General features: G+C 63.3%; 16 protein-coding genes. 15 read left to right on the top strand and 1 reads right to left on the bottom strand.

What is annotated here, in order from left to right; all coding sequences use genetic code 11:
- Positions 1-2: 2 nt before the first annotated feature.
- The 11 genes from BMZ46_RS12170 to pgaD all read left to right on the top strand — a co-directional run bounded on the left by BMZ46_RS12170 (position 3) and on the right by pgaD (position 14,088).
- Complete coding sequence (locus BMZ46_RS12170) at positions 3-431, top strand: MarR family winged helix-turn-helix transcriptional regulator (RefSeq protein WP_039773010.1); 429 nt, start codon at positions 3-5, stop codon at positions 429-431.
- Positions 428-2,491, top strand: a complete 2,064-nt coding sequence (locus tag BMZ46_RS12175; protein WP_074689351.1) for an FUSC family protein — start codon at positions 428-430, stop codon at positions 2,489-2,491. The genes BMZ46_RS12170 and BMZ46_RS12175 overlap by 4 nt, the downstream gene beginning before the upstream one ends.
- Complete coding sequence (locus BMZ46_RS12180; protein WP_007957657.1) at positions 2,488-2,697, top strand: DUF1656 domain-containing protein; 210 nt, start codon at positions 2,488-2,490, stop codon at positions 2,695-2,697. The genes BMZ46_RS12175 and BMZ46_RS12180 overlap by 4 nt, the downstream gene beginning before the upstream one ends.
- The gene (locus tag BMZ46_RS12185) at positions 2,694-3,581 is read left to right on the top strand and encodes an efflux RND transporter periplasmic adaptor subunit (RefSeq protein ID WP_074689353.1); all 888 of its coding nucleotides are present in this window, start codon (positions 2,694-2,696) and stop codon (positions 3,579-3,581) included. The genes BMZ46_RS12180 and BMZ46_RS12185 overlap by 4 nt, the downstream gene beginning before the upstream one ends.
- Entirely contained in the window at positions 3,578-5,020 is a 1,443-nt protein-coding gene (locus BMZ46_RS12190) for an efflux transporter outer membrane subunit (protein ID WP_074689355.1), read from the top strand. The genes BMZ46_RS12185 and BMZ46_RS12190 overlap by 4 nt, the downstream gene beginning before the upstream one ends.
- A 93-nt stretch (positions 5,021-5,113) precedes the next feature.
- On the top strand, positions 5,114-5,749 hold the full coding sequence (locus BMZ46_RS12195; RefSeq protein ID WP_011331886.1) for a hypothetical protein: 636 nt from the start codon (positions 5,114-5,116) through the stop codon (positions 5,747-5,749).
- 199 nt (positions 5,750-5,948) lie between these two features.
- Positions 5,949-7,454, top strand: a complete 1,506-nt coding sequence (locus BMZ46_RS12200) for a YdgA family protein (RefSeq protein ID WP_039773001.1) — start codon at positions 5,949-5,951, stop codon at positions 7,452-7,454.
- Between the two features lie 256 nt (positions 7,455-7,710).
- On the top strand, positions 7,711-10,191 hold the full coding sequence (pgaA, locus tag BMZ46_RS12205) for a poly-beta-1,6 N-acetyl-D-glucosamine export porin PgaA (RefSeq protein WP_074689357.1): 2,481 nt from the start codon (positions 7,711-7,713) through the stop codon (positions 10,189-10,191).
- 12 nt (positions 10,192-10,203) lie between these two features.
- Positions 10,204-12,201: a poly-beta-1,6-N-acetyl-D-glucosamine N-deacetylase PgaB gene (gene pgaB, locus BMZ46_RS12210; protein WP_074689359.1), complete on the top strand. Its 1,998-nt coding sequence runs from the start codon at positions 10,204-10,206 to the stop codon at positions 12,199-12,201.
- A gap of 1 nt (position 12,202) precedes the next feature.
- On the top strand, positions 12,203-13,558 hold the full coding sequence (gene pgaC, locus BMZ46_RS12215) for a poly-beta-1,6-N-acetyl-D-glucosamine synthase (RefSeq protein ID WP_039772995.1): 1,356 nt from the start codon (positions 12,203-12,205) through the stop codon (positions 13,556-13,558).
- Positions 13,555-14,088, top strand: coding sequence for a poly-beta-1,6-N-acetyl-D-glucosamine biosynthesis protein PgaD (gene pgaD, locus BMZ46_RS12220; protein WP_074689361.1), 534 nt, complete (start codon positions 13,555-13,557; stop codon positions 14,086-14,088). The genes pgaC and pgaD overlap by 4 nt, the downstream gene beginning before the upstream one ends.
- On the opposite strand, the gene BMZ46_RS12225 is transcribed toward pgaD, so the two are convergent.
- Positions 14,081-15,610: an FAD-dependent oxidoreductase gene (locus tag BMZ46_RS12225; RefSeq protein WP_074689363.1), complete on the bottom strand. Its 1,530-nt coding sequence runs from the start codon at positions 15,608-15,610 to the stop codon at positions 14,081-14,083. The two genes, pgaD and BMZ46_RS12225, sit on opposite strands and share 8 nt — an antisense overlap.
- 139 nt (positions 15,611-15,749) lie before the next feature.
- Between BMZ46_RS12225 and BMZ46_RS12230 the strand changes: the two genes are divergently transcribed.
- The 4 genes from BMZ46_RS12230 (at position 15,750) to BMZ46_RS12245 (ending at position 19,297) form a co-directional block, all read left to right on the top strand.
- Positions 15,750-16,310 carry a YbhB/YbcL family Raf kinase inhibitor-like protein gene (locus BMZ46_RS12230; RefSeq protein WP_074689365.1) on the top strand — a complete coding sequence of 187 codons (561 nt, stop codon included), beginning with the start codon at positions 15,750-15,752 and terminating at the stop codon, positions 16,308-16,310.
- 88 nt (positions 16,311-16,398) lie between these two features.
- Positions 16,399-18,087 (top strand): vWA domain-containing protein, encoded by a 1,689-nt coding sequence (locus BMZ46_RS12235; protein ID WP_074689367.1) that lies wholly within the window; start codon positions 16,399-16,401, stop codon positions 18,085-18,087.
- Between the two features lie 29 nt (positions 18,088-18,116).
- Complete coding sequence (locus BMZ46_RS12240) at positions 18,117-18,698, top strand: RNA polymerase sigma factor (protein WP_371855319.1); 582 nt, start codon at positions 18,117-18,119, stop codon at positions 18,696-18,698.
- Positions 18,695-19,297 (top strand): hypothetical protein, encoded by a 603-nt coding sequence (locus BMZ46_RS12245; RefSeq protein ID WP_074689372.1) that lies wholly within the window; start codon positions 18,695-18,697, stop codon positions 19,295-19,297. Before BMZ46_RS12240 ends, BMZ46_RS12245 begins: the two co-directional genes overlap by 4 nt.
- The last annotated feature ends 19 nt before the right edge of the window (positions 19,298-19,316 follow it).

A 19,316-nucleotide genomic window follows, 5' to 3' on the forward strand; every position in this document is an offset into this window, starting at 1 on the left:
AGATGAACATCAGCAGTGCCATGGTGGTGGCCGCCAGGCATTGGCGGAAGATCTGCCAGACCACGCTGGTCAACTATGGAATTTCCGAAGCCTGCGCCGTCCCGTTGTTGATGATCGGGCGGTTGGGCGAGGGTGTGCGCCAGGTGCAGGTGGCGCAGGCGGCGGGGATGGAGTCGCCGTCGCTGGTGCGCCTGCTCGATCAGTTGTGTCACGCCGGGTTTGTCTGCCGCACCGAAGATGCCCAGGACCGTCGCGCCAAATGCCTGAGCCTGACCGACGCCGGCCGTGAGCTGGTGCAAGCGGTGGAGGCGCAACTGGTGCGTCTGCGTCATGAAGTGCTCGAAGGCATCGACCAGCGCGATCTGGAGGCTACGCTTCGAGTACTGAGAGCTTTTGAGGCGGCCACTCCGCCAACGGTGATCAATCCGTGAACGGGTTCTTTTCCGGCATGCCCCCGGCGCGGGACTGGTTCTACGGGATCCGCACGTTTGCGGCTTCGATGACCGCGCTGTATATCGCCTTGCTCATGCAGATGCCGCGTCCGTACTGGGCGATGGCCACGGTGTACATCGTTTCCAGCCCGTTCCTCGGCCCGACCAGTTCCAAGGCGCTGTATCGGGCGATCGGCACGTTTCTCGGTGCAGCGGCGGCGGTGCTGTTCGTGCCGATGTTCGTCCAGAGCCCTTATGTGCTGGTGGTGGTCATCGCCTTGTGGACGGGGATTCTGCTGTTCCTGTCCCTGCATTTGCGCACCGCCAACAACTACGCGCTGATGCTGGCCGGCTACACCTTGCCGTTGATCGCCCTGCCGGTGGTGGATAACCCGTTGGCGGTGTGGGACGTGGCCGAGTCGCGGACTGAAGAGATCTTTCTCGGCATCGCCGTGGCGGCGGTGGTCGGCGCGATGTTCTGGCCACGACGCCTGGCACCGGTGTTCAACGATGCCGTGGGCAAATGGTTCGCCGACGCCACGACTTACAGCCTGAAATTCCTCAGCCGCGACGTCCAGCCTGAAGAAGTCACCGCCCTGCGCATGGCGATGGTCGGCAGTTTCAACAGCCTGGAATTGATGATCGGCCAGTTGCCGCACGAAGGTGCGCGGCCGCAAACCGTACGCAACACCAAGGAACTGCGCGGCCGGATGATTCACCTGCTGCCGGTGATCGATGCCCTTGAAGATTCGCTGTACGCCCTCGAACGGCGCACGCCCGAGCTAGTGGAAAAGTTCGCACCACTGCTCACCGCGACCCGCGAATGGCTCGGCCACAAAGACGCCGATCTGGAACGCTGGCAAGCGCTGCGGGATCAGCTCGAAGCACTGCAACCGAGCGCCGAAGCCCTGGAAGATCGCAAGCAGTTGCTGTTTTCCAACGCGCTGTATCGCCTCGGCGAATTCATCGATCTGTGGCAGGACTGCCGCAGTCTGCAGGACGCAATCCTGTGCGAGCGCCAGGACAGCTGGCGCGCGGTGTATCGTCACTGGCGCCTCGGTCGCCTGACGCCATTCATCGACCGCGGGCTGATGCTGTATTCGGTGGCCTCGACCATTCTGGCGATCATCGTTGCCTCGGTGTTGTGGATCCTGCTGGGCTGGACCGACGGTGGCAGCGCGGTGATTCTGGCGGCGGTGTCGTGCAGCTTCTTCGCCTCGATGGACGACCCGGCGCCGCAGATTTACCGGTTCTTTTTCTGGACCGGAATGTCGGTGCTGTTTGCCAGTCTGTACCTGTTTCTGGTGCTGCCAAACCTGCATGACTTTCCGATGCTGGTGCTGGCGTTCGCGGTGCCGTTCATCTGTGTCGGCACCCTGACGGTGCAGCCACGCTTCTACCTCGGCATGCTGCTGACGCTGGTCAACACCTCGTCGTTCATCAGCATTTCCGGTGCTTACGACGCGGACTTCTTTGCCTTCGTCAATTCCAACCTGGCGGGCCCGATTGGGTTGTTGTTCGCGTTTATCTGGACCCTGATCGCCCGGCCGTTCGGCGCCGAACTGGCGGCCAAGCGTCTGACCCGTTTCAGCTGGAAAGACATCGTCAGCATGACCGAGCCAGCGAACCTTGCCGAACATCGACAGCTGGGCGTGCAACTGCTCGACCGCCTGATGCAGCACCTGCCGCGTCTGGCGCTGACCGGCCAGGACACTGGCATCGCCATGCGCGAAGTGCGCGTGGGGCTGAACCTGCTCGACCTGCTCGCCTACACACCGCGAGTGACGGGCGCGCCGAACGCGCTGCTCAAGCAAGTGGTGGCAGAGGTCGGCGAATATTTCCGGGCCTGCCTCAAGGCTGGCGAACGCCTGCCGGCGCCAAGCGCCTTGCTGATGACCATGGATCGCACCCGCCGTGCGCTCAACGGCCACGGCGATGAAGAAACCCGGCTCAACCTGTTGCACGCCTTGAGCGGTTTGCGCCTGGCGCTGTTGCCCGGCGTGGAATTCGTTTCCAACGCAGAGCCCGAAGAACCGCTGCCCGAAGGAGCGCCCCTATGATCGGTGATCTGGATATCAGCGGCATTTTCCTGCCGACCCTGTTGGTGTTGATGGGCATCACTTATGTGCTGTTTGTGTTGGTACACGGCGTGCTCACACGCCTGCATTTCTACCGTCTGGTCTGGCACCGGGCATTGTTCAACGTGGCTCTCTACGCCGTGATGCTGTACGGCGTGGATTCACTCAGTCGATACCTGATGACATGAAAAAACCGTTTCTGACCCTCGGTCGCGTCGTCCTGACGCTGCTGATCGTGACTTTCGCCGTCGTCGTGGTCTGGCGCATGGTGATGTATTACATGTTCGCGCCCTGGACCCGCGACGGCCACATTCGCGCCGACATCGTGCAGATCGCCCCGGACGTGTCCGGGCTGATCCAGCAGGTCGAAGTGAAGGACAACCAGTTGGTGAAGCGCGGCCAGGTGCTGTTCAGCATCGACCAGGACCGTTTCAAACTGGCGTTGCGCCAGGCCAGGGCGGCGGTTGCTGATCGCGAAGAAACCCTGGCTCAGGCGCAGCGTGAAGCCAAGCGTAACCGTGGTCTGGGCAATCTGGTGCCAGCCGAACAGCTGGAAGAAAGCCTGTCGAAAGTGGCCCGCGCGCAATCGGCCCTGGCCGAAGCGCTGGTGACGGTGGACAGCGCTCAGCTCAATCTCGACCGCTCGGTGATCCGCAGTCCGGTGGACGGCTACGTCAACGACCGTGCACCGCGCTCGCAGGAATTCGTTACTGCCGGGCGTCCGGTGTTGTCGGTGGTCGACAGCAATTCGTTCCACATCGACGGCTATTTCGAAGAGACCAAACTCGACGGCATCCATGTCGGGCAGTCGGTGGATATCCGCGTGATCGGCGACCGCGCCCGCCTGCGCGGGCATGTCGAAAGCATCGTCGCCGGTATCGAAGACCGCGACCGTTCGAGCGGCAGCAACCTGCTGCCCAACGTCAACCCGGCGTTCAGCTGGGTGCGTCTGGCGCAACGGATTCCGGTGCGCATTGCCTTCGACGACGTGCCGGATGACTTCCGCATGATCGCCGGGCGTACCGCCACCGTGTCGATCATCGACGATCAACCGCAGGAGCCCGCGCAATGAACAGGGCCCTGATGGTCGCCGGGCTGGGCGTGATGCTGTCGGCCTGCTCGATGGTCGGGCCGGACTACCACGTGCCCGAAGACGCGGCGATCCAGCGCAAGGATTTCCAGGGCGACCTGGCGGTGGCCGGCAAACCGGTGGTGTCGGCCCCGGTGCCGGCGGACTGGTGGCGGCTGTATCAGGATCCGCGTCTGGATCAACTGGTGCAGCAGGCCATGGCATCCAACACCGATCTGAGGGTGGCGGCGGCGAACCTGTCGCGGGCCCGTGCCCAGGTCGATGAAGCCGAGGCGGCCGGTGGCTGGAGCGGCGGCGTGAAAATGGGCGCGCAACGCTTGCAGGAATCCGGCGAGGCGTTCCTGCTGCCGGAGAAAGTGCCGGTGGCCAACATCGGCGATATCGGCATCAGCGCGTCCTATCAGTTCGACCTGTGGGGCACGCTGCAACGCGGGATAGAAGCGGCGAAGGCCAATGCCGACGCAACCCAGGCCGCTGCCGACACCGCACGTATCACCCTGGTCGCCGACGTGGTGCGGGCCTACACCCAGGTCTGCGCGGCGAACGAGGAGCGGGAAATCGCCCAGCATTCCCTCGATCTGCAATCCCAGAGCACCACGCTGATCCAGCGTCTGCGCGACGCCGGGCGCGGCGATGAAACCCAGGTCACCCGTTCGCAGACCCAGTTCAAATCCCTGCGCGCCGACATGCCGCGCTATGAGGCGGCGCGGCAGGCCGGGTTGTTCCGTCTGTCGATGCTGCTGGCCAAGCCTGTCGATCAACTGCCGGCCGGCACCGCGACCTGCGCCGAACTGCCGAAAATCGCTCAACTGGTGCCGGTGGGCGATGGCGCCGCGCTGCTCAAGCGCCGGCCGGACATCCGCCAGGCCGAGCGGCGTCTGGCGGCCGCGACCGCCGGGATCGGTATCGCCACCGGCGAGCTGTACCCGGACATCAGTTTCGGCGCGACAATCGGCACCGTCGGCATTCTCGACAACCTGGGCAAACCGTCCACCAATCGCTGGGGCTTCGGCCCGTCGCTGAGCTGGAGCGTGCCGACCAACGGCGCCCGGGCCCGCATCCGTGAAGCCGAAGCCACCACCCAAGGCGCGCTGGCGCATTTCGACGGCGTGGTGCTCAACGCCATCCGCGAAACCCAGACCGGCCTGTCCCAGTACTCCGCGCTGCTGCAACGCCGCGATGCACTGGCCGATGCCGAACAGTCGGCAAAACTGGCGGCGGACCAGACGCACCGCTTTTTCCAGGCCGGCCGCGAGTCGTTCCTCGCCGATCTCCAGGCCACCCGCACCTACACCGACGTCACCGCGCAACTGGCCGCCGCCAACACCCAGGTTGCCATGAGCCAGATCGATTTGTTCCTCGCCCTGGGCGGCGGTTGGGAAAGCGGACGAACGCAAGCCTCGAGCGCCAGCAAACCCTGAGGCCGTTGCTATGCTTTGAGGTATTGAAAGGGCGCCCCGAACCAGGCGCCTTTTCAGTGCACATCGCTAGCGCAGGTCTAGGGGAAACCAATAATGAAAAACCCTTACGCTCTTGGCTTCTGGTGCGCCCTGGTAGCCTTGGTGCTGCTGTCGGCCACCTATTTCTACGGCATCATGCTGGCCCACCAGATCGACAAGGCAATGGTCTTTCTCGACAGCACCGTGGCGCTGATCGCGGTCATGGCGATCGTGGTCGTGGCGTCGGCGCTGGTACAGACCCAGCGACTCAAAAAACGCCAGCTTGAGCAAAGCAAGACGCTGCTGCTGATCTGGGACACCAAGGTCGCGCTGCGCAAAGTCGAAACCGTATTCGACCGCTACTTCTGGGGCGGCTACTGGCAGCCGGGGCGTACCTTCGCCGAAGTCATGGGCGAGCTCACCGGCACGCCGCTGGAAAAAAGCCTCGAAGCCCTGAAAAAACAATGTCTGGCCCTCGACCGGCAAGTCGCCGGCGACGGCTGGCACTGGCTCAACAACGCCCGCGAACTGTCGGACGTCGCCACGGCCATGGCCCGCGAGCGTTATCAACTGGATTTCTGCGACCCGCGCAGCGACGGGCCGGGCGGAGCGGTGATCGACCGGGATTTCGAAGTGCTGGTGTACACCTGGACCGCGAGGCTGAAAAGCTTCGACCATCAGCTCGACGAGATCGAGGTTCAATACTCCTGAGCCCGAAAAGATCGCCGAACCCGGCGATCTTTTTGTTTGTCCATGTCTTGTCGACACTCTTTAACCTTTAAACATTGGGCTGCCAGGCGCGCCCGGTGCTAATCTCCACCGCTAAATTCAGCGGAGTCGCGCCACGGCCCGGTCACGGGTTCAGGGAAGACGACCACACTTTCAGCCACGGAAATCGATCAGGTCATTCATGAATAAATCAGCAGGCGTGCTTCTCGGAATTGTTGTGGCCATTGGCGCCATCAGCGTAGGCGGGGCCTGGTACACCGGCACCAAAATCGAAGGCGTGTTGAACAATGCCGTCGCCAATGCCAACAGCGAGTTGCAGACCGCCATGGCCGGCTCCAACGGCAGTGCGTCGCTGGAACTGGTGTCGCTGGAGCGCAACACCTTCAGCAGCACCGCGCACTATCGCCTCAAGGGCGAGGGTGAAATGTTCGGCGAAGCGCCGGTCGAGCTGCTGTTCGTCGACCGCATCGAACATGGCCCGCTGCCGTTCTCGCGTCTGGTTTCGCTGAAATGGCTGCCGGTCATGGCCACCAGTCACTTTGAGCTGGAAAAGACCCCGATCACCGAAAAATGGTTTGCCGCCACCAAGGGCGCGGCGCCGCTCAAAGGTGTGGTCAATATCGGCTACGACCAGTCCACCACCGGCAACCTCGAACTGCTGCCACTGGAAGCTGCGCTGGATGACAAGTCGAACCTGAAGTTTTCCGGCTTGAACATGGATATTTCCGCCAGCGCCCAGGCCCAGAAAGTCAAGGCCGACGGCTACATGGACAGCCTGCGCCTGACCACGGTCGCCGAAGACCAGACGCCGGTGCAGATCGAACTCAATGGCCTGACCCTGGCCAGCAATCTCGCCAAGAGCACCTACGGCTACTACACCGGCGAGAACACCCTGGAGCTGACCAGCAGCAAGACTACCTTCGGCGCCAAGCAGTCGGTGCTGGGCGTGAAGAACTTCGAAATGAAGAACCGTACCGAAGAGAACGGCAGCAACGCCTCCGGCCGTGCCGACTACAAGGTCGCTGAAGTGACCCTCAACGACAAGAAGATCGGTTCGGCCAACCTGGCCATGAGCCTGAAAAACCTCGACATCCCGTCGGCAATGTCGCTGATGCAGATCTACCAGACCAAGCTGCAGCCATACGAAAAAGCCGCTGCCGAAGCCACCGCCGCCGGCCTGCCGGCACCGGAGCTGAACCTGACCGAGGCCGAGTCGACTCAGGTCAAGGCCGACCTGCAGAAACTGCTGGCGGCCGGGCCGCAACTGGCGCTGGAAGACCTGTCGCTGAAAACCGCCAACGGCGAAAGCCGGGCGAATCTGGTGCTTGATCTGACCAAGCCTGCGTCGATGGACCTGCCACCGGATCAACTGGGCAAACAGTTGATCGCGCTGCTGGACATCAATGTGTTGGTGTCCAAGCCGATGCTGGTCGACCTGCTCAGCGTGCAGGCGCAAATCGATGGCCAGACCGATGCCAAGGCCATCGTCGACCAGGCCAGCGCTGGCGCTGACATGTTCGCCGGCATGGCCGTTGGTTCGCAGTTGGCGACCCTGGATGGCACCAACGTTGTCACCAAGCTGCATTACGCCGCCAATCAGGTTGAATTCAACGGCCAGAAGATGACCGTCGAGCAGTTCGTGGGCTTCCTGATGAGCAAGTTCGGCAGTATCGAACAGCCTCAGTAAACGCCCCGCGCTTCACCGAAACGCCCGGCCTCTGCACCCGCAGACGCCGGGCGTTTTGCTGTCTGGCATCCGGGTCAACGGTTAGCCGGGGCCAGTCATCGTCACGAATCTGAACAATTATTGTGTTCTGAATATTGATCTACGCTTGCGTGCAAGACTGCTTGGATAGCTTGGCCAGGTGATCTACCTGGCCTCCGTTACGAATTGGGCAAGGGGGGGCACTGCTACCCGGCTGGCCATGTAAGGATGCTGACGAATGCCGCGTATTGATGGTCCTGTATTACATCGTGGTTTACGCCCTTTGTTTCGAGTCGCGCTGTGCAGCCAGTTGCTCTGGCCGGCGTTCGCGTTCGCCGCCACGGCCTACGATCAAATGGTGCTCGACGCCCGGGCCGGGCATTACACGCCCGCGCTGACCGTTTTGCGTCAGGTGCCGCCGGCCCAGGCCACCACCGGCCAGGTCAGCGATCACCTGCAAATCGCCGGTTGGGCCGGGCTCGACGCCGAAGTGGTGCAGGTCTACGAGACCCAGGGTCGTGGCCGCGTGCTGCCGATCCAGGCACTGACCGCCACCGCCCGGGCCTATCGCAACCTCAAGCGCTGGGATCAGGCGATCCAGGTCTACAACAAGGCCCTGACGCTGGAGCCGGACAACGCCGACCTGCAACTCGGTCTGGCGCTGACCCAGGCCGACTCCGGCAAGCCCGACGAAGGGGTGATCCGCGCCCGTTCGCTGGTCGCCGCCAAACCCGATGATCCCTCCCGCCGACTGGCGCTGGGCTACGCCCTGAATCGCGCCGGCAAGCCGTACGACGCGCTGTTCGAATACGACCAGGCCTTCATGCGCGCCGGCAATAAACCGGAGGTCGCCCGCGAATACGTGGTCGCCCTGCAAAAGGCGCGTCTGCCGGAACCGGCGCTGCGGCTTGCCAGGCAGCGTCCGGGGTTGATCGATCCCGTCACCTTGCGTCGCCTGGAAGGTGATCTGGCCGCCGAACGCGTGCGCCTCGCCGAACTGGCCACCCGCAGCGAAAAAGAACGCTACGTGATCGCCGACCGCGCCCTGGCCGACTACGACCAGCTCCTCGCCACCTGGACTCCGGACGCCACTGCTCACGACGACGTGACCCGCTGGCGCATCGACCGCATGGGCGCACTCAAGGCCCGGGCGCGCACCGCCGAAGTCATCAGCGAATATCAAAAGCTGCAAGCCGAAGGCGTGAAGATCCCGACCTACGCCCTGCGCTGGGTGGCGGCGTCCTATCTGGATCAGCGCCAGCCGGAAATCGCCACCGATCTTTACCGTCAGGTGCTGGCAGCGCCGGACGCCGATGTCGGCGACCGACTCGAAGACACCACGGCGCTGTATTACTCGCTGCTGGAAAGCGACCGCGCCGATGAGGCGCGCAAGGTCGCTGAGGATCAGGCCAAGGCGCAGAAGCCGCGTGTCGAACTCAAGGGCTTGCCGATCGGCAACCCCAACGACGAATGGATGGACGCCCAGCAACTGGCGGCGCAGGCCGGCACTTACGGTTCCGACCTGCCTCACGGTGAAGAGCGCTTGCAGACCCTGGTGGATCAGGCGCCGGGCAATATCGGCCTGCGCCTGGCCCAGGCCGACCTGTACCTGGCCCGCAACTGGCCGCGCCGCGCGGAAAACCAGCTCAAGGAAACCGAGAGCATCGCGCCGCGCGACATGGGCCTGGAAGTCGCGCAGGCCCGCACCGCCATGGACCTGCAGGAATGGCGGCAGATGGATGCGCTGACCGATGACGTGGTGGCGCGTTTCCCCGACAACCGTCAGGTCCAGCGTCTGGCCCGTGAACGTGAAGTGCACGACATGTCCGAGCTGCGCGTCGAGGCCTATGGCGGCAAGGCCAACGGTGGCAGCGGTGGCGATGCCGGCGCGGTCTCCGGCAGCCGGGATTTCGGTATCCAGACCACCCTTTACAGCCCGCCGATCGATGAGGACTGGCGGGTGTTCGCCGGGGCCGGATACGCCACCGGCGATTTTGCCGAAGGCACCGGCCACCACCACTTCCAGCGTGTCGGCCTGGAGCGTCGCACCCGCGACATGACCCTCGAAGCCGAAGTGTCGAATCATTCCTACGGTTTCGGCGACAAGCAGGGCGCGCGTCTGGCGATTGCCCGGGATATCAACGATCACTGGCAATACGGCGGCAGCCTTGAATACCTCTCGGCCGAAACCCCGCTGCGGGCATTGAACAGCGACATCAAGGCCAACGGCGGCAGCGGTTTCATCCGCTGGCGCGCCAATGAGAGCCGTGAGTGGCGGCTGGCGGTCAGCCCGTCGCACTTCAGTGACGGCAACAACCGTGTCGAAGCCTTGCTGACCGGAAAAGAGGGCGTCTACAGCGCGCCGAACCTGCAAGTCGATGCGGGCCTGGAAGTGGGCACCAGCCACAACTCCAAGTCCGATGACGTGCCGTACTTCAACCCGAAGTCGGACTTCAGCGTCATGCCGCTGCTCAACGTCAATCACGTGCTGTACCACCGCTACGAAACCGTCTGGAGCCAGCAGTTCCAGGCCGGAGCGGGCACTTACAGCCAGCGTGATCACGGCACCGGCGGCATGGCATTGCTCGGTTACGGCCAGCGCTACGCCTGGAACGACGTGTTCGAGGTGGGCGGTTTGTTCAGCGTGATCAACCGGCCCTACGACGGTGACCGGGAAACCGATCTGCGTCTGCTCGTCGACCTCACTTTCCGCTTCTAGAAGAGTTTGAAGATGCCTTTGATTTCGCGTTTCTTCCTTCTGCTGGGAGTGCTGCTGGTCAGCGCCTGCGCCCAGCAAGCCCCGGCCTTCGTGCCGCCGTCCGAGCGACCGCTGGCAGCCAATGAAAAGCCCTGGCCGAAAAACCACGTGCTGGGCATTGCCTACCATGACGTCGAAGATCGTGACCCCGATCAGGCGGTGGTGGCGGTGCGCACCGAGCGCCTGCTTGAGCAACTCGCCTGGCTGCGGGAAAACAACTACCAACCGGTGACGGTCGACCAGATCATGGCCGCGCGCAAAGGCGGGCCGGAACTGCCGCCCAAGGCGATCCTGCTCAGTTTCGACGACGGTTATTCAAGCTTTTACACTCGCGTGTTGCCGGTGTTGCGCGCTTATAACTGGCATGCGCTGCTGGCGCCGGTCGGCACCTGGATCGACACGCCGCTGAACCAGCCGGTGGATTTCGCCGGTACACCGCGTGCGCGCTCCGACTTCCTGACCTGGGCTCAGGTGCGGGAAATCTCGCAATCGGGTCTGGTGGAAATCGCCGCTCACACCGATGCCAATCACAAAGGCATTCTCGCCAACCCGCAAGGCAACCTGCAGCCGGCGGCCGCGACCCGCCGCTACGATCCGGTGAGCAAACGCTACGAATCCGAAGCCGATTTCCAGGCGCGGATCCGCGCCGACGTGCAGGCGATCTCGGAGAAAATCCGCAAGAACACCGGTAAGAAACCGCGCGTCTGGGTCTGGCCTTACGGCACGGCGGACGGCACGTCGCTGACCGTGGTCAGCGAGGAAGGCTATGAAATGGCCCTGACCCTCGATGACGGCCTCGATGCCCTCGACAACCTGATGAGCGGGCCGCGTTTCCTGGTGGCTTCCGACCCTGACGGCGAGCACTTCGCCAACAGCGTGGTCGGCGTGCAATCGGATTTCACCATGCGCGTGGTCCACGTCGATCTGGACAACGTCTACGACCCGGATCCGGCGCAGCAGGAAATCAACCTCGGCAAACTGATCCAGCGCATGGCTGACATGGGCGCCAACACCGTGTTCCTGCAAGCCTTCGCCGATCCGAAGGGCGATGGGCTGGTGCATTCGCTGTACTTCCCCAACCGTCATCTGCCGATGCGCGCCGACCTGTTCGACCGCGTCGCCTGGCAATTGCGCACCCGGGCTCACGTGAAGGTCTTCGCGTGGATGCCGGTGCTGAGTTTCGAGCTGGATTCGAAGTTGCCACGGGTGACGCGCTGGGATCCGAAGACTGGCACGACCGCGGTCGACCCGGATCAATACAAACGCCTGTCGCCGTTCGATCCCGAAGTGCGACGGATCATCGGCGAGATCTACGAAGACGTGGCACGCCTGACTTCGGTCGACGGCATTCTCTACCACGACGACGCGGTGCTTTCGGACTTCGAAGACGCCGGCCCTCAGGCACTGAAGGCTTACGCCGCCCAAGGCTTGCCGGGCTCGATCGCCGCTCTGCGTGACGATCCGGCAGCGATGCAGCGCTGGACGCGCTTCAAGAGCCGTTACCTGATCGACTTCACCAACGAACTCACCGCCAAGGTGCGCGCGATTCGTGGCCCGCAAGTGCTCACCGCGCGCAACATCTTCGCCGAGCCGGTGCTCAATCCGCACAGCGAAGCGTGGTTCGCGCAGAACCTCGATGACTTCCTCGGGACCTACGACTGGACGGCGCCGATGGCCATGCCGCTCATGGAAAAACAGACGTATGCGCAGTCCGGCCCGTGGCTCGAAGAACTGGTGGCGAAGATCAAACAGCGCCCCGGTGCGCTGAATCGCACGGTGTTCGAATTGCAGGCCCGGGACTGGACGAAAAAGGACCAGACCGACATTGACGGCGCACAACTGGCCGACTGGATGAGCCGCCTCAAGCGTCAGGGCGCCACCAGTTTCGGCTACTACCCGGACAACTTTCTCGAGAACCTGCCGGACCTGAAAACCGTGCGGCCTGCGCTCTCCAACAAATGGAACCCATGACATGCTGGATAGACTGCTGGCCCTGCTTGTTCTGGCGATCGTCCTCGGCGTCCCGCTGGGGCTGATCTTCCTGGTCACCGGGCAATTCCTGATGGACTTCGTGTTCTTCTACCCGCTGTTCATGTCCGGGTTGTGGATTTCCGGTGGCCTGTATTTCTGGCTGCACTGGGAGCGGCACTGGCCGTGGAAGGACGACACCCTGCCGCCACCGCTGGAAGGCGAACCGCTGATTTCGATCCTGATCCCTTGCTACAACGAGGGCGACAACGCCGCCGACACCATCCACGCGGCGCTGGCGCAGCACTACCCGAACATCGAAGTCATCGCGATCAACGACGGCTCCAAGGACAACACCGCCGAAGTGCTGGATGCACTGGCCAAGGAAGATCCACGGCTGCGGGTGCTGCACCTGGCGGAAAACCAGGGCAAGGCCGTGGCCCTGCGCATGGGCGCCATCGCTGCGCGCAGTGAATATCTGGTGTGCATCGACGGTGACGCGCTGCTGGCGCCGAACACTGCTGCTTATCTGGTGGCGCCGATGCTCGACAACGCACGACTGGGCGCGGTGACCGGCAACCCACGGATCCGCACGCGTTCGACATTGGTCGGGCGGGTTCAGGTCGGTGAGTTCTCGTCGATCATCGGGCTGATCAAGCGCACTCAGCGGGTGTTCGGGCGGATCTTCACCGTGTCCGGTGTGATCGTCGCGTTCCGCCGCACGGCGCTGAACCGGGTTGGCTACTGGAGCCCGGACATGATCACCGAAGACATCGACATCAGCTGGAAGCTGCAACTGGACCACTGGAGCATCTTTTACGAGCCCCGTGCCCTGTGCTGGATCCTGATGCCGGAAACCCTGCGTGGTCTGTGGAAGCAGCGTCTGCGCTGGGCCCAGGGCGGCGCCGAAGTGCTGTTCAAGAACATTCGCGGAATCTGGCAGTACCGCCATCGTTACCTGTGGCCGCTGCTGTTCGAATACTGCCTGTCGACCGGTTGGGCGTTCACCTTCCTGTTGTCGGTGATTTTCTGGGCCGTCGGCAAGTTTGTGGTCATGCCTGAAGCGATTGCGGTCGATCACCTGATGCCGCCGGCGTTCACCGGTCTGCTGCTGGCGTTTGTCTGTCTGGTGCAGTTCGCGGTCAGCATCATCATTGACCGGCGCTACGAACCGGGCCTGGGCAAGACCATGTTCTGGGTGGTCTGGTATCCGATCGCGTTCTGGTTCGTCAGCCTGCTGACCACGCTGGTCAGTTTCCCCAAAGTCTTGTTCGGCCAACACCAGAAGCGTGCGCGCTGGGTCAGTCCCGACCGGGGTATCAAGCCGCTCGGGAACGATGAAGAGGAGGTTATCAAATGAAAATCATCCGGACCCGCCAACGGCCGTTTCTGGTGGTGGTCGATGCGTTCTTCACCGTGCTGGCCTGGATCGGCCTGCTGTATCTGCTGGCGCGCGGTTTATGGCCGCTGATCGAGACCCACGAAGGCGGGCCACGCATCGACAACTCGGCATTCGAAGCCCTCGGCACCTTGCAGATTTACCTGTGGGTGGCTTTAGTCAACGCGGTGATCCTGATCGGCTGGGCGCGCTATCAGCAACGCAAGAGCCGAAGTTTCGCCCAGCGCCGCTTGCCGTCCCCGGTGGTCGACGATGAGGGGCTGAGCCGCAGCTTCAAGCTGTGCGACGAGCGCTTTCAGAAACTGCGCGGGCCGGGCGTGATGACCATCCACAACGATCAGGACGGCGACGTCAGTCATGTGGTGCCGCATCTGTGGCCGGTTCAGCCGCAGGAGCTCCCGCCACCGCTGGCGCCACTCGAGCATCCTCGGGTGATATTTCTGCACGCCGAGGACGACGACAACCGCGAGCCGCTGAACCGGATCACCTGACGGCGCGAATCAGCCGCCAGGCTTCATCCATCGGCAGCGGTCGTTTCATGCGTTCGGCCAGCAGCGCCATCGCTCGCTCCTCTTCGCAGGCCACCGCCGCCACCACCACGCCCTTGCTCCCGAACAGCCCGATAAATGGCGGCTGTTCGGGTTCGCCGATGAATTCCACTGCGTCCCACTGCTCGGCGTGACCGAGATAGTCGTAGTTGCGGCCGAAATGCCAGGTCCAGAAATACGGCACGTCGAGATAATGCTCGTCGCCACCGAGCAGGTTGGCGGCGGCGATTCGCGCGTGCTGCTGGGCCAGGCGCCAGTGTTCGATGCGTTGTGGTTTGCCGTTCAGCGGGAAGGTGGCGATATCGCCAATCGCCCACAGGTTGTCGGTGACGCGCAGGCTGGCATCGACCAACAGTGATTGATCGTCCTCGCGCGGCAAGTCGCCGAACGCTTCGGTGGCTGGATGTACGCTAATTCCCGCCAACACCAGATCCGCCGACAGGCGCAGGCCATTGTCGAGCAACACCGCCTCGACCTTGCCATCTCCGGTGATCTCCCTGGCTTCGTGATCGGTGATGAATTTCACGCCGTTTTCTTCGTGCAGTGCCCGGATCGCCTTGCCGACGGCTTCACCGAATTGCGCCGCGAAGGGAATCGCGTGACGGGCCAGCACCGTCACCTCGAGACCGTGTTGGCGCAAGGCTGAAGCACATTCAAGGGCAATGAAGCTGTCACCAATGATCACCGCGCGCTGGCCCGGTTGGGCGGCGTCCATGATGGATTGCGCCTGGGTTCTTGAGCGCAGGACAAACACCTGGGGCAGGTCGGCCCCGGGTAACTCCAATGCGTTGGGCGTCGCGCCGGTGGCCAGCACCGCCGCGCTGTAATGCAGTGTGCGGCCATCGCTCAGGTGAAGGGTTTTGGTATCGGCATCGAGCCCGGTGACCTCGCCTGAAACCCGGTTGATGTGCTGTTCGCGGTAAAAATCGTCTTCGCGCAGGGGCGGGGTTTCCGGCGGCGGCATTTCCCCGGACAGCACGAATTTGCTCAGCACTGTGCGGTCGTAGCCGGCGTCCGGCTCGCGGTCGATCAGCACGATTCGCCCGCCGAAGCCTTTTTCCCGCAGGGCGGCGGCGCAGGCCGTTCCCCCGGCACCGGCGCCGACGATGACAAAGGTGCGCGGATCGTCCTGCGGCGGGGTGTGCGGATCCGGCAGTGGTTGGTCATCGACCCACACCTCGTCGCCGCGCAGTTCCAGCGGATAACGCTTGAGGCTGTCCAGCGCCGGTGGCTCGCACAACGCGCCATCTTCGGCACGAAAAGCTGCCTTGTGCCACGGGCAGATCAGCCGGCCGTGGCACAACGCACCTTCCGCCAGCGGCGCGCCGGCGTGCGGGCATTGCCCCTGAAAGGCGCGCAACTGGCCGGCGGCGCGCAGCAGGACGATCTTGCAGTCGCCGATCTGCACCTCCAGCCCACGGTCTTCAGGCACATCGGCGAAACGGGCGACACGGTGCAGGGTCATGGTCGTGCTCCTCACAGGCATTTCTCTTACGAGTTTGGGCTGCATTGCGAGGTTCAGCCATTTCCCACTGCCACGGCACGAACGGTACGGCTATAGTTTGCAGGCCGACGAAGGCCCAACTGCACAAGGTGCTCCCGGAATGACCCGATTGACCTCTCTCAACCCTTGGCTGGCGGCCGTTGCCGTCGCCCTTTGCGTGCAGTTTCCGGCGCAGGCCCAGGAGCGTTTCACCCTCAGCATTCCCGGCGTGTCGGATAACCGCCTGTTCACCTCGGCGGCGGCCAGCGATGCAGCCGGTTGCGGCGGCAAGAACCAGTCGCCGGCCCTGAGCTGGAATGCCGGCCCGGCCGGAACCCTGAGCTACGCCATCGTCATGCACGATCCGGACGGCCAGAAAGGCGCAGGCGTCGATCACTGGGTTCACTACGGCATCAAGGCCACAACCCGGCAGATTCCCGCCGGCGTTGGAGCGAAATCGGCACTTGAAGGCGTCGGTGGCACCAACAGCAAAGGCACCACCAGCTACATCGGCCCGTGCCCGCCGGTGGGCGACAGCGCGCACCATTACATCATCCAGATCTATGCCCTGGATCTGGCCCCGGACGCCTTGCCTGCCGGCCTGACCCGCGCCCAGTTGATGGAAAAAATCAAAGGCCACGTGCTGCGCAACAGCAGTGCGGTGCGGCGCTATCACCGCTGAAAAAAATTTCGGCGAGGTTTAACCCGAACGCAAAGGGCTGCCCGTCTCAGGGGATGAATGGATCAATTCTTCCCCGAGGTCAGCCCCCATGTCCCTCCCTTCCACGTTTCTGCGCCCCCTTGCTGCCAGTGTGTTGCTGGTGGTTGCCGGTTGCGGCGTTTCCTCCAGCCCGGAAACCACCGTCGCGCCGCCGGCGCAGACCGAACTGAAATCCTCCGTGCAGCCTGAAGCGGTGATGGCCGACAGCGCGATGGCCAAACGCAGTGTACGGGCAGCGCCGATCGCCAGTTTTGCACCGATGCCGGCCAGTGAAAGTTATCCACAAGGCTATCGTGACGAACAACGCGAGCAGTACGCCAAGCTGGCCGACAACCCGATCCACAGCGTCGCCGAAACCCCGGTCTCGACCTTCAGTGCCGACGTCGACACCGGCGCCTACGCCAATGTTCGGCGACTGCTCAATCAGGGTCGACTGCCGCCGGAAGGCGCGGTGCGGCTGGAGGAGATGGTCAATTACTTTCCCTACGACTACGCGCTGCCGAGCGATGGCTCGCCCTTCGGCGTGACCACCGAACTGGCCGCTTCACCGTGGAACCCGCACACCCGCTTGCTGCGCATCGGCATCAAGGCCTCCGATCGCGCGGTGGCGGAACTGGCCCCGGCCAATCTGGTATTTCTGGTGGATGTGTCCGGCTCGATGGACCGCCCCGAAGGCTTGCCGCGGGTCAAAAGCACCCTGAAGTTGCTGGTCGATCAATTGCGCGAGCAGGATCGGGTTTCGCTGGTGGTGTATGCCGGCGAATCCAGAGTGGTGCTGGAGCCGACTTCCGGACGGGAAAGGGCGAAAATTCGCACAGCCATCGAGCAATTGACCGCCGGCGGCTCGACTGCGGGCGCTTCAGGCATCGAGCTCGCTTACCAGATGGCGCAGCAGGCGTTCATCCCCAACGGCATCAACCGCATCCTGTTGGCCACCGACGGTGACTTCAACGTTGGCATCAGCGATTTCGACAGCCTGAAACAAATGGCTGTGGATAAACGCAAGACCGGGATTTCCCTGACCACCCTGGGTTTCGGTGTGGATAACTACAATGAACACCTGATGGAACAACTGGCCGATGCCGGTGACGGCAACTACGCCTACATCGACAACCTGCGAGAAGCGCGCAAGGTGCTGGTGGATCAACTCGATTCGACCCTCGCCGTGGTGGCGAAAAACGTCAAGTTGCAGGTCGAGTTCAACCCGGCGCAGGTCAGCGAATACCGGCTGCTCGGCTACGAAAACCGCGCGTTGAAGCGTGAGGATTTCAGTAATGACAAGGTCGATGCCGGTGAAATCGGTGCAGGCCATACGGTGACGGCGCTGTATGAAATTGTCCCGGCAGGCGAGAAGGGCTGGCTGGAACCGCTGCGTTACGGAAAAACCGATGCAGTGGTTTCCGAGAAGAAAGGAGAATTAGCCATGCTGCGTGTGCGATATCAAAAGCCTGAGGGTGGGAAAAGTCTGCTGATCGAGCGGCCGATTGCCAGTCAGGTTGTATCGGCCAGTGAGGACCTGCGTTTCGCCTCCGCCGTCGCTGCGTTTTCCCAGCAACTCAAGGACAGCCGCTACACCGGCGAATTCAGCCTCAAGGACACCGAAGCCCTGGCCCGAGGTGCCCGTGGCGATGACCGCTTCGGCCTGCGCAGCGAGTTCGTGCAGTTGGTGGAGCTGGCGCAGAGCTTGCGTACGTCCACGGCCTCCAACGCAATCTCCACCGAGCGACGGATTGAATAGTGAGCCGCCTCAAAGGCTTCATCACCCAGCTGTTTACCTCCGCCGACAGCCTTGAGGCCAGCAGCGACGAATCGCTGCTGGCCCGTTATCGCGAGGGTGACGGCAGGGCGTTCGAGATCCTGTACGCCCGTCATCGGCAGAGTCTTTACCGGTTTCTGCTCGGTTTGAGCGGCAAACCTGAACTGGCCGACGAGGTGTTCCAGGAGACCTGGCTGAGCCTGATCCGCAGCGCCAGTCAGCCACAAGGCCGGGCGACCTTTCGTACATGGTTGTTCCAGATTGCCCGCAATCGCCTGATCGACCACTGGCGCAAACACGGCGCCCGGCAACCGCTGCATGACAGCTATGACGAGCAATTCCACGCCGTCAGCGACGACGCCTCCGATCCCGAACAATTGCTCAACCTCAGCCGCGACAGCCAGCGCCTGGAGAGCGCCCTGCAATCCTTGCCCGCCGACCAGCGCGAAGTGTTCCTGCTGCGCGCCCATGGCGACCTCGACCTGGCGCAAATCGCCAGCCTCACCGAAACACCGCTGGAAACCGTCAAGAGCCGCTTGCGCTACGCCCAGCAAAAACTGCGTCGGCTGCTGGCCGAGGAGGTACTGACATGACGGATACCCGCCTGACACCCGAAGAGCAAGTGCTCAAGCATGTGCGCGAACAGCACAACGCCGAGCCGCCGGCGCATCTCGATGCGCTGATCCTAAACGCCGCCCACCGTGAAACCCCGGCGCCAAGGCAGAGCCTGTGGCAACGCTGGCTCAAGGCCTGCCAGACACCGCGCTACCAGGTGGTTTTCGCCAGCCTGGTCGGCATCGCGCTGATGCTGTCGCTGGTGCAGCGCGCGCCGGAGCCCGCCGCTCAATACGATTTCGCCCCCGCCGCGAAACCGGCCGCGCCCGTGGCCCGCCAGGAGGCCCGATCGTTGTCGGCCCCCGCTGGCGGGCTTTCCGCGCCAGCTCCCGCGCCGATGGCGGAAATGGCCGCGCCGATGCAGAGCGAATCGATCAGCGCCGACACGGCGGACGAAGCCAAGGTCAGTAAGCGCGCCGCCGCCCCAGTCAACGGTCTCGACGCGCAACTGCGCGAGGTCCTGCGCCTGCGCGAGTCCGGCCAGTCGCAAGCGGCTGACACCCTGTTCAACAACTTGCACAAGCGCTACCCGAACGTGAATCTCGACCTGCGGCTGGAAAAAATCCGCAAGAACTGACCGTATCAGCCATCCGCCA

The sequence above is a fragment of the Pseudomonas sp. NFIX49 genome (assembly GCF_900115915.1).
GTDB lineage: Bacteria > Pseudomonadota > Gammaproteobacteria > Pseudomonadales > Pseudomonadaceae > Aquipseudomonas > Aquipseudomonas pharyngis.

What these genes read in the sequence shown, in the direction of transcription:
- BMZ46_RS12225 (WP_074689363.1), bottom strand. Translation starts at nt 15,610, where the DNA reads ATGACCCTGCACCGTGTCGCCCGTTTCGCCGATGTGCCTGAAGACCGT.
- pgaA (WP_074689357.1), top strand. Translation starts at nt 7,711, where the DNA reads ATGCCGCGTATTGATGGTCCTGTATTACATCGTGGTTTACGCCCTTTG.
- BMZ46_RS12245 (WP_074689372.1), top strand. Translation starts at nt 18,695, where the DNA reads ATGACGGATACCCGCCTGACACCCGAAGAGCAAGTGCTCAAGCATGTG.
- BMZ46_RS12200 (WP_039773001.1), top strand. Translation starts at nt 5,949, where the DNA reads ATGAATAAATCAGCAGGCGTGCTTCTCGGAATTGTTGTGGCCATTGGC.
- BMZ46_RS12190 (WP_074689355.1), top strand. Translation starts at nt 3,578, where the DNA reads ATGAACAGGGCCCTGATGGTCGCCGGGCTGGGCGTGATGCTGTCGGCC.
- BMZ46_RS12180 (WP_007957657.1), top strand. Translation starts at nt 2,488, where the DNA reads ATGATCGGTGATCTGGATATCAGCGGCATTTTCCTGCCGACCCTGTTG.
- BMZ46_RS12235 (WP_074689367.1), top strand. Translation starts at nt 16,399, where the DNA reads ATGTCCCTCCCTTCCACGTTTCTGCGCCCCCTTGCTGCCAGTGTGTTG.
- pgaD (WP_074689361.1), top strand. Translation starts at nt 13,555, where the DNA reads ATGAAAATCATCCGGACCCGCCAACGGCCGTTTCTGGTGGTGGTCGAT.
- BMZ46_RS12195 (WP_011331886.1), top strand. Translation starts at nt 5,114, where the DNA reads ATGAAAAACCCTTACGCTCTTGGCTTCTGGTGCGCCCTGGTAGCCTTG.
- BMZ46_RS12170 (WP_039773010.1), top strand. Translation starts at nt 3, where the DNA reads ATGAACATCAGCAGTGCCATGGTGGTGGCCGCCAGGCATTGGCGGAAG.
- pgaB (WP_074689359.1), top strand. Translation starts at nt 10,204, where the DNA reads ATGCCTTTGATTTCGCGTTTCTTCCTTCTGCTGGGAGTGCTGCTGGTC.
- BMZ46_RS12230 (WP_074689365.1), top strand. Translation starts at nt 15,750, where the DNA reads ATGACCCGATTGACCTCTCTCAACCCTTGGCTGGCGGCCGTTGCCGTC.
- BMZ46_RS12185 (WP_074689353.1), top strand. Translation starts at nt 2,694, where the DNA reads ATGAAAAAACCGTTTCTGACCCTCGGTCGCGTCGTCCTGACGCTGCTG.
- pgaC (WP_039772995.1), top strand. Translation starts at nt 12,203, where the DNA reads ATGCTGGATAGACTGCTGGCCCTGCTTGTTCTGGCGATCGTCCTCGGC.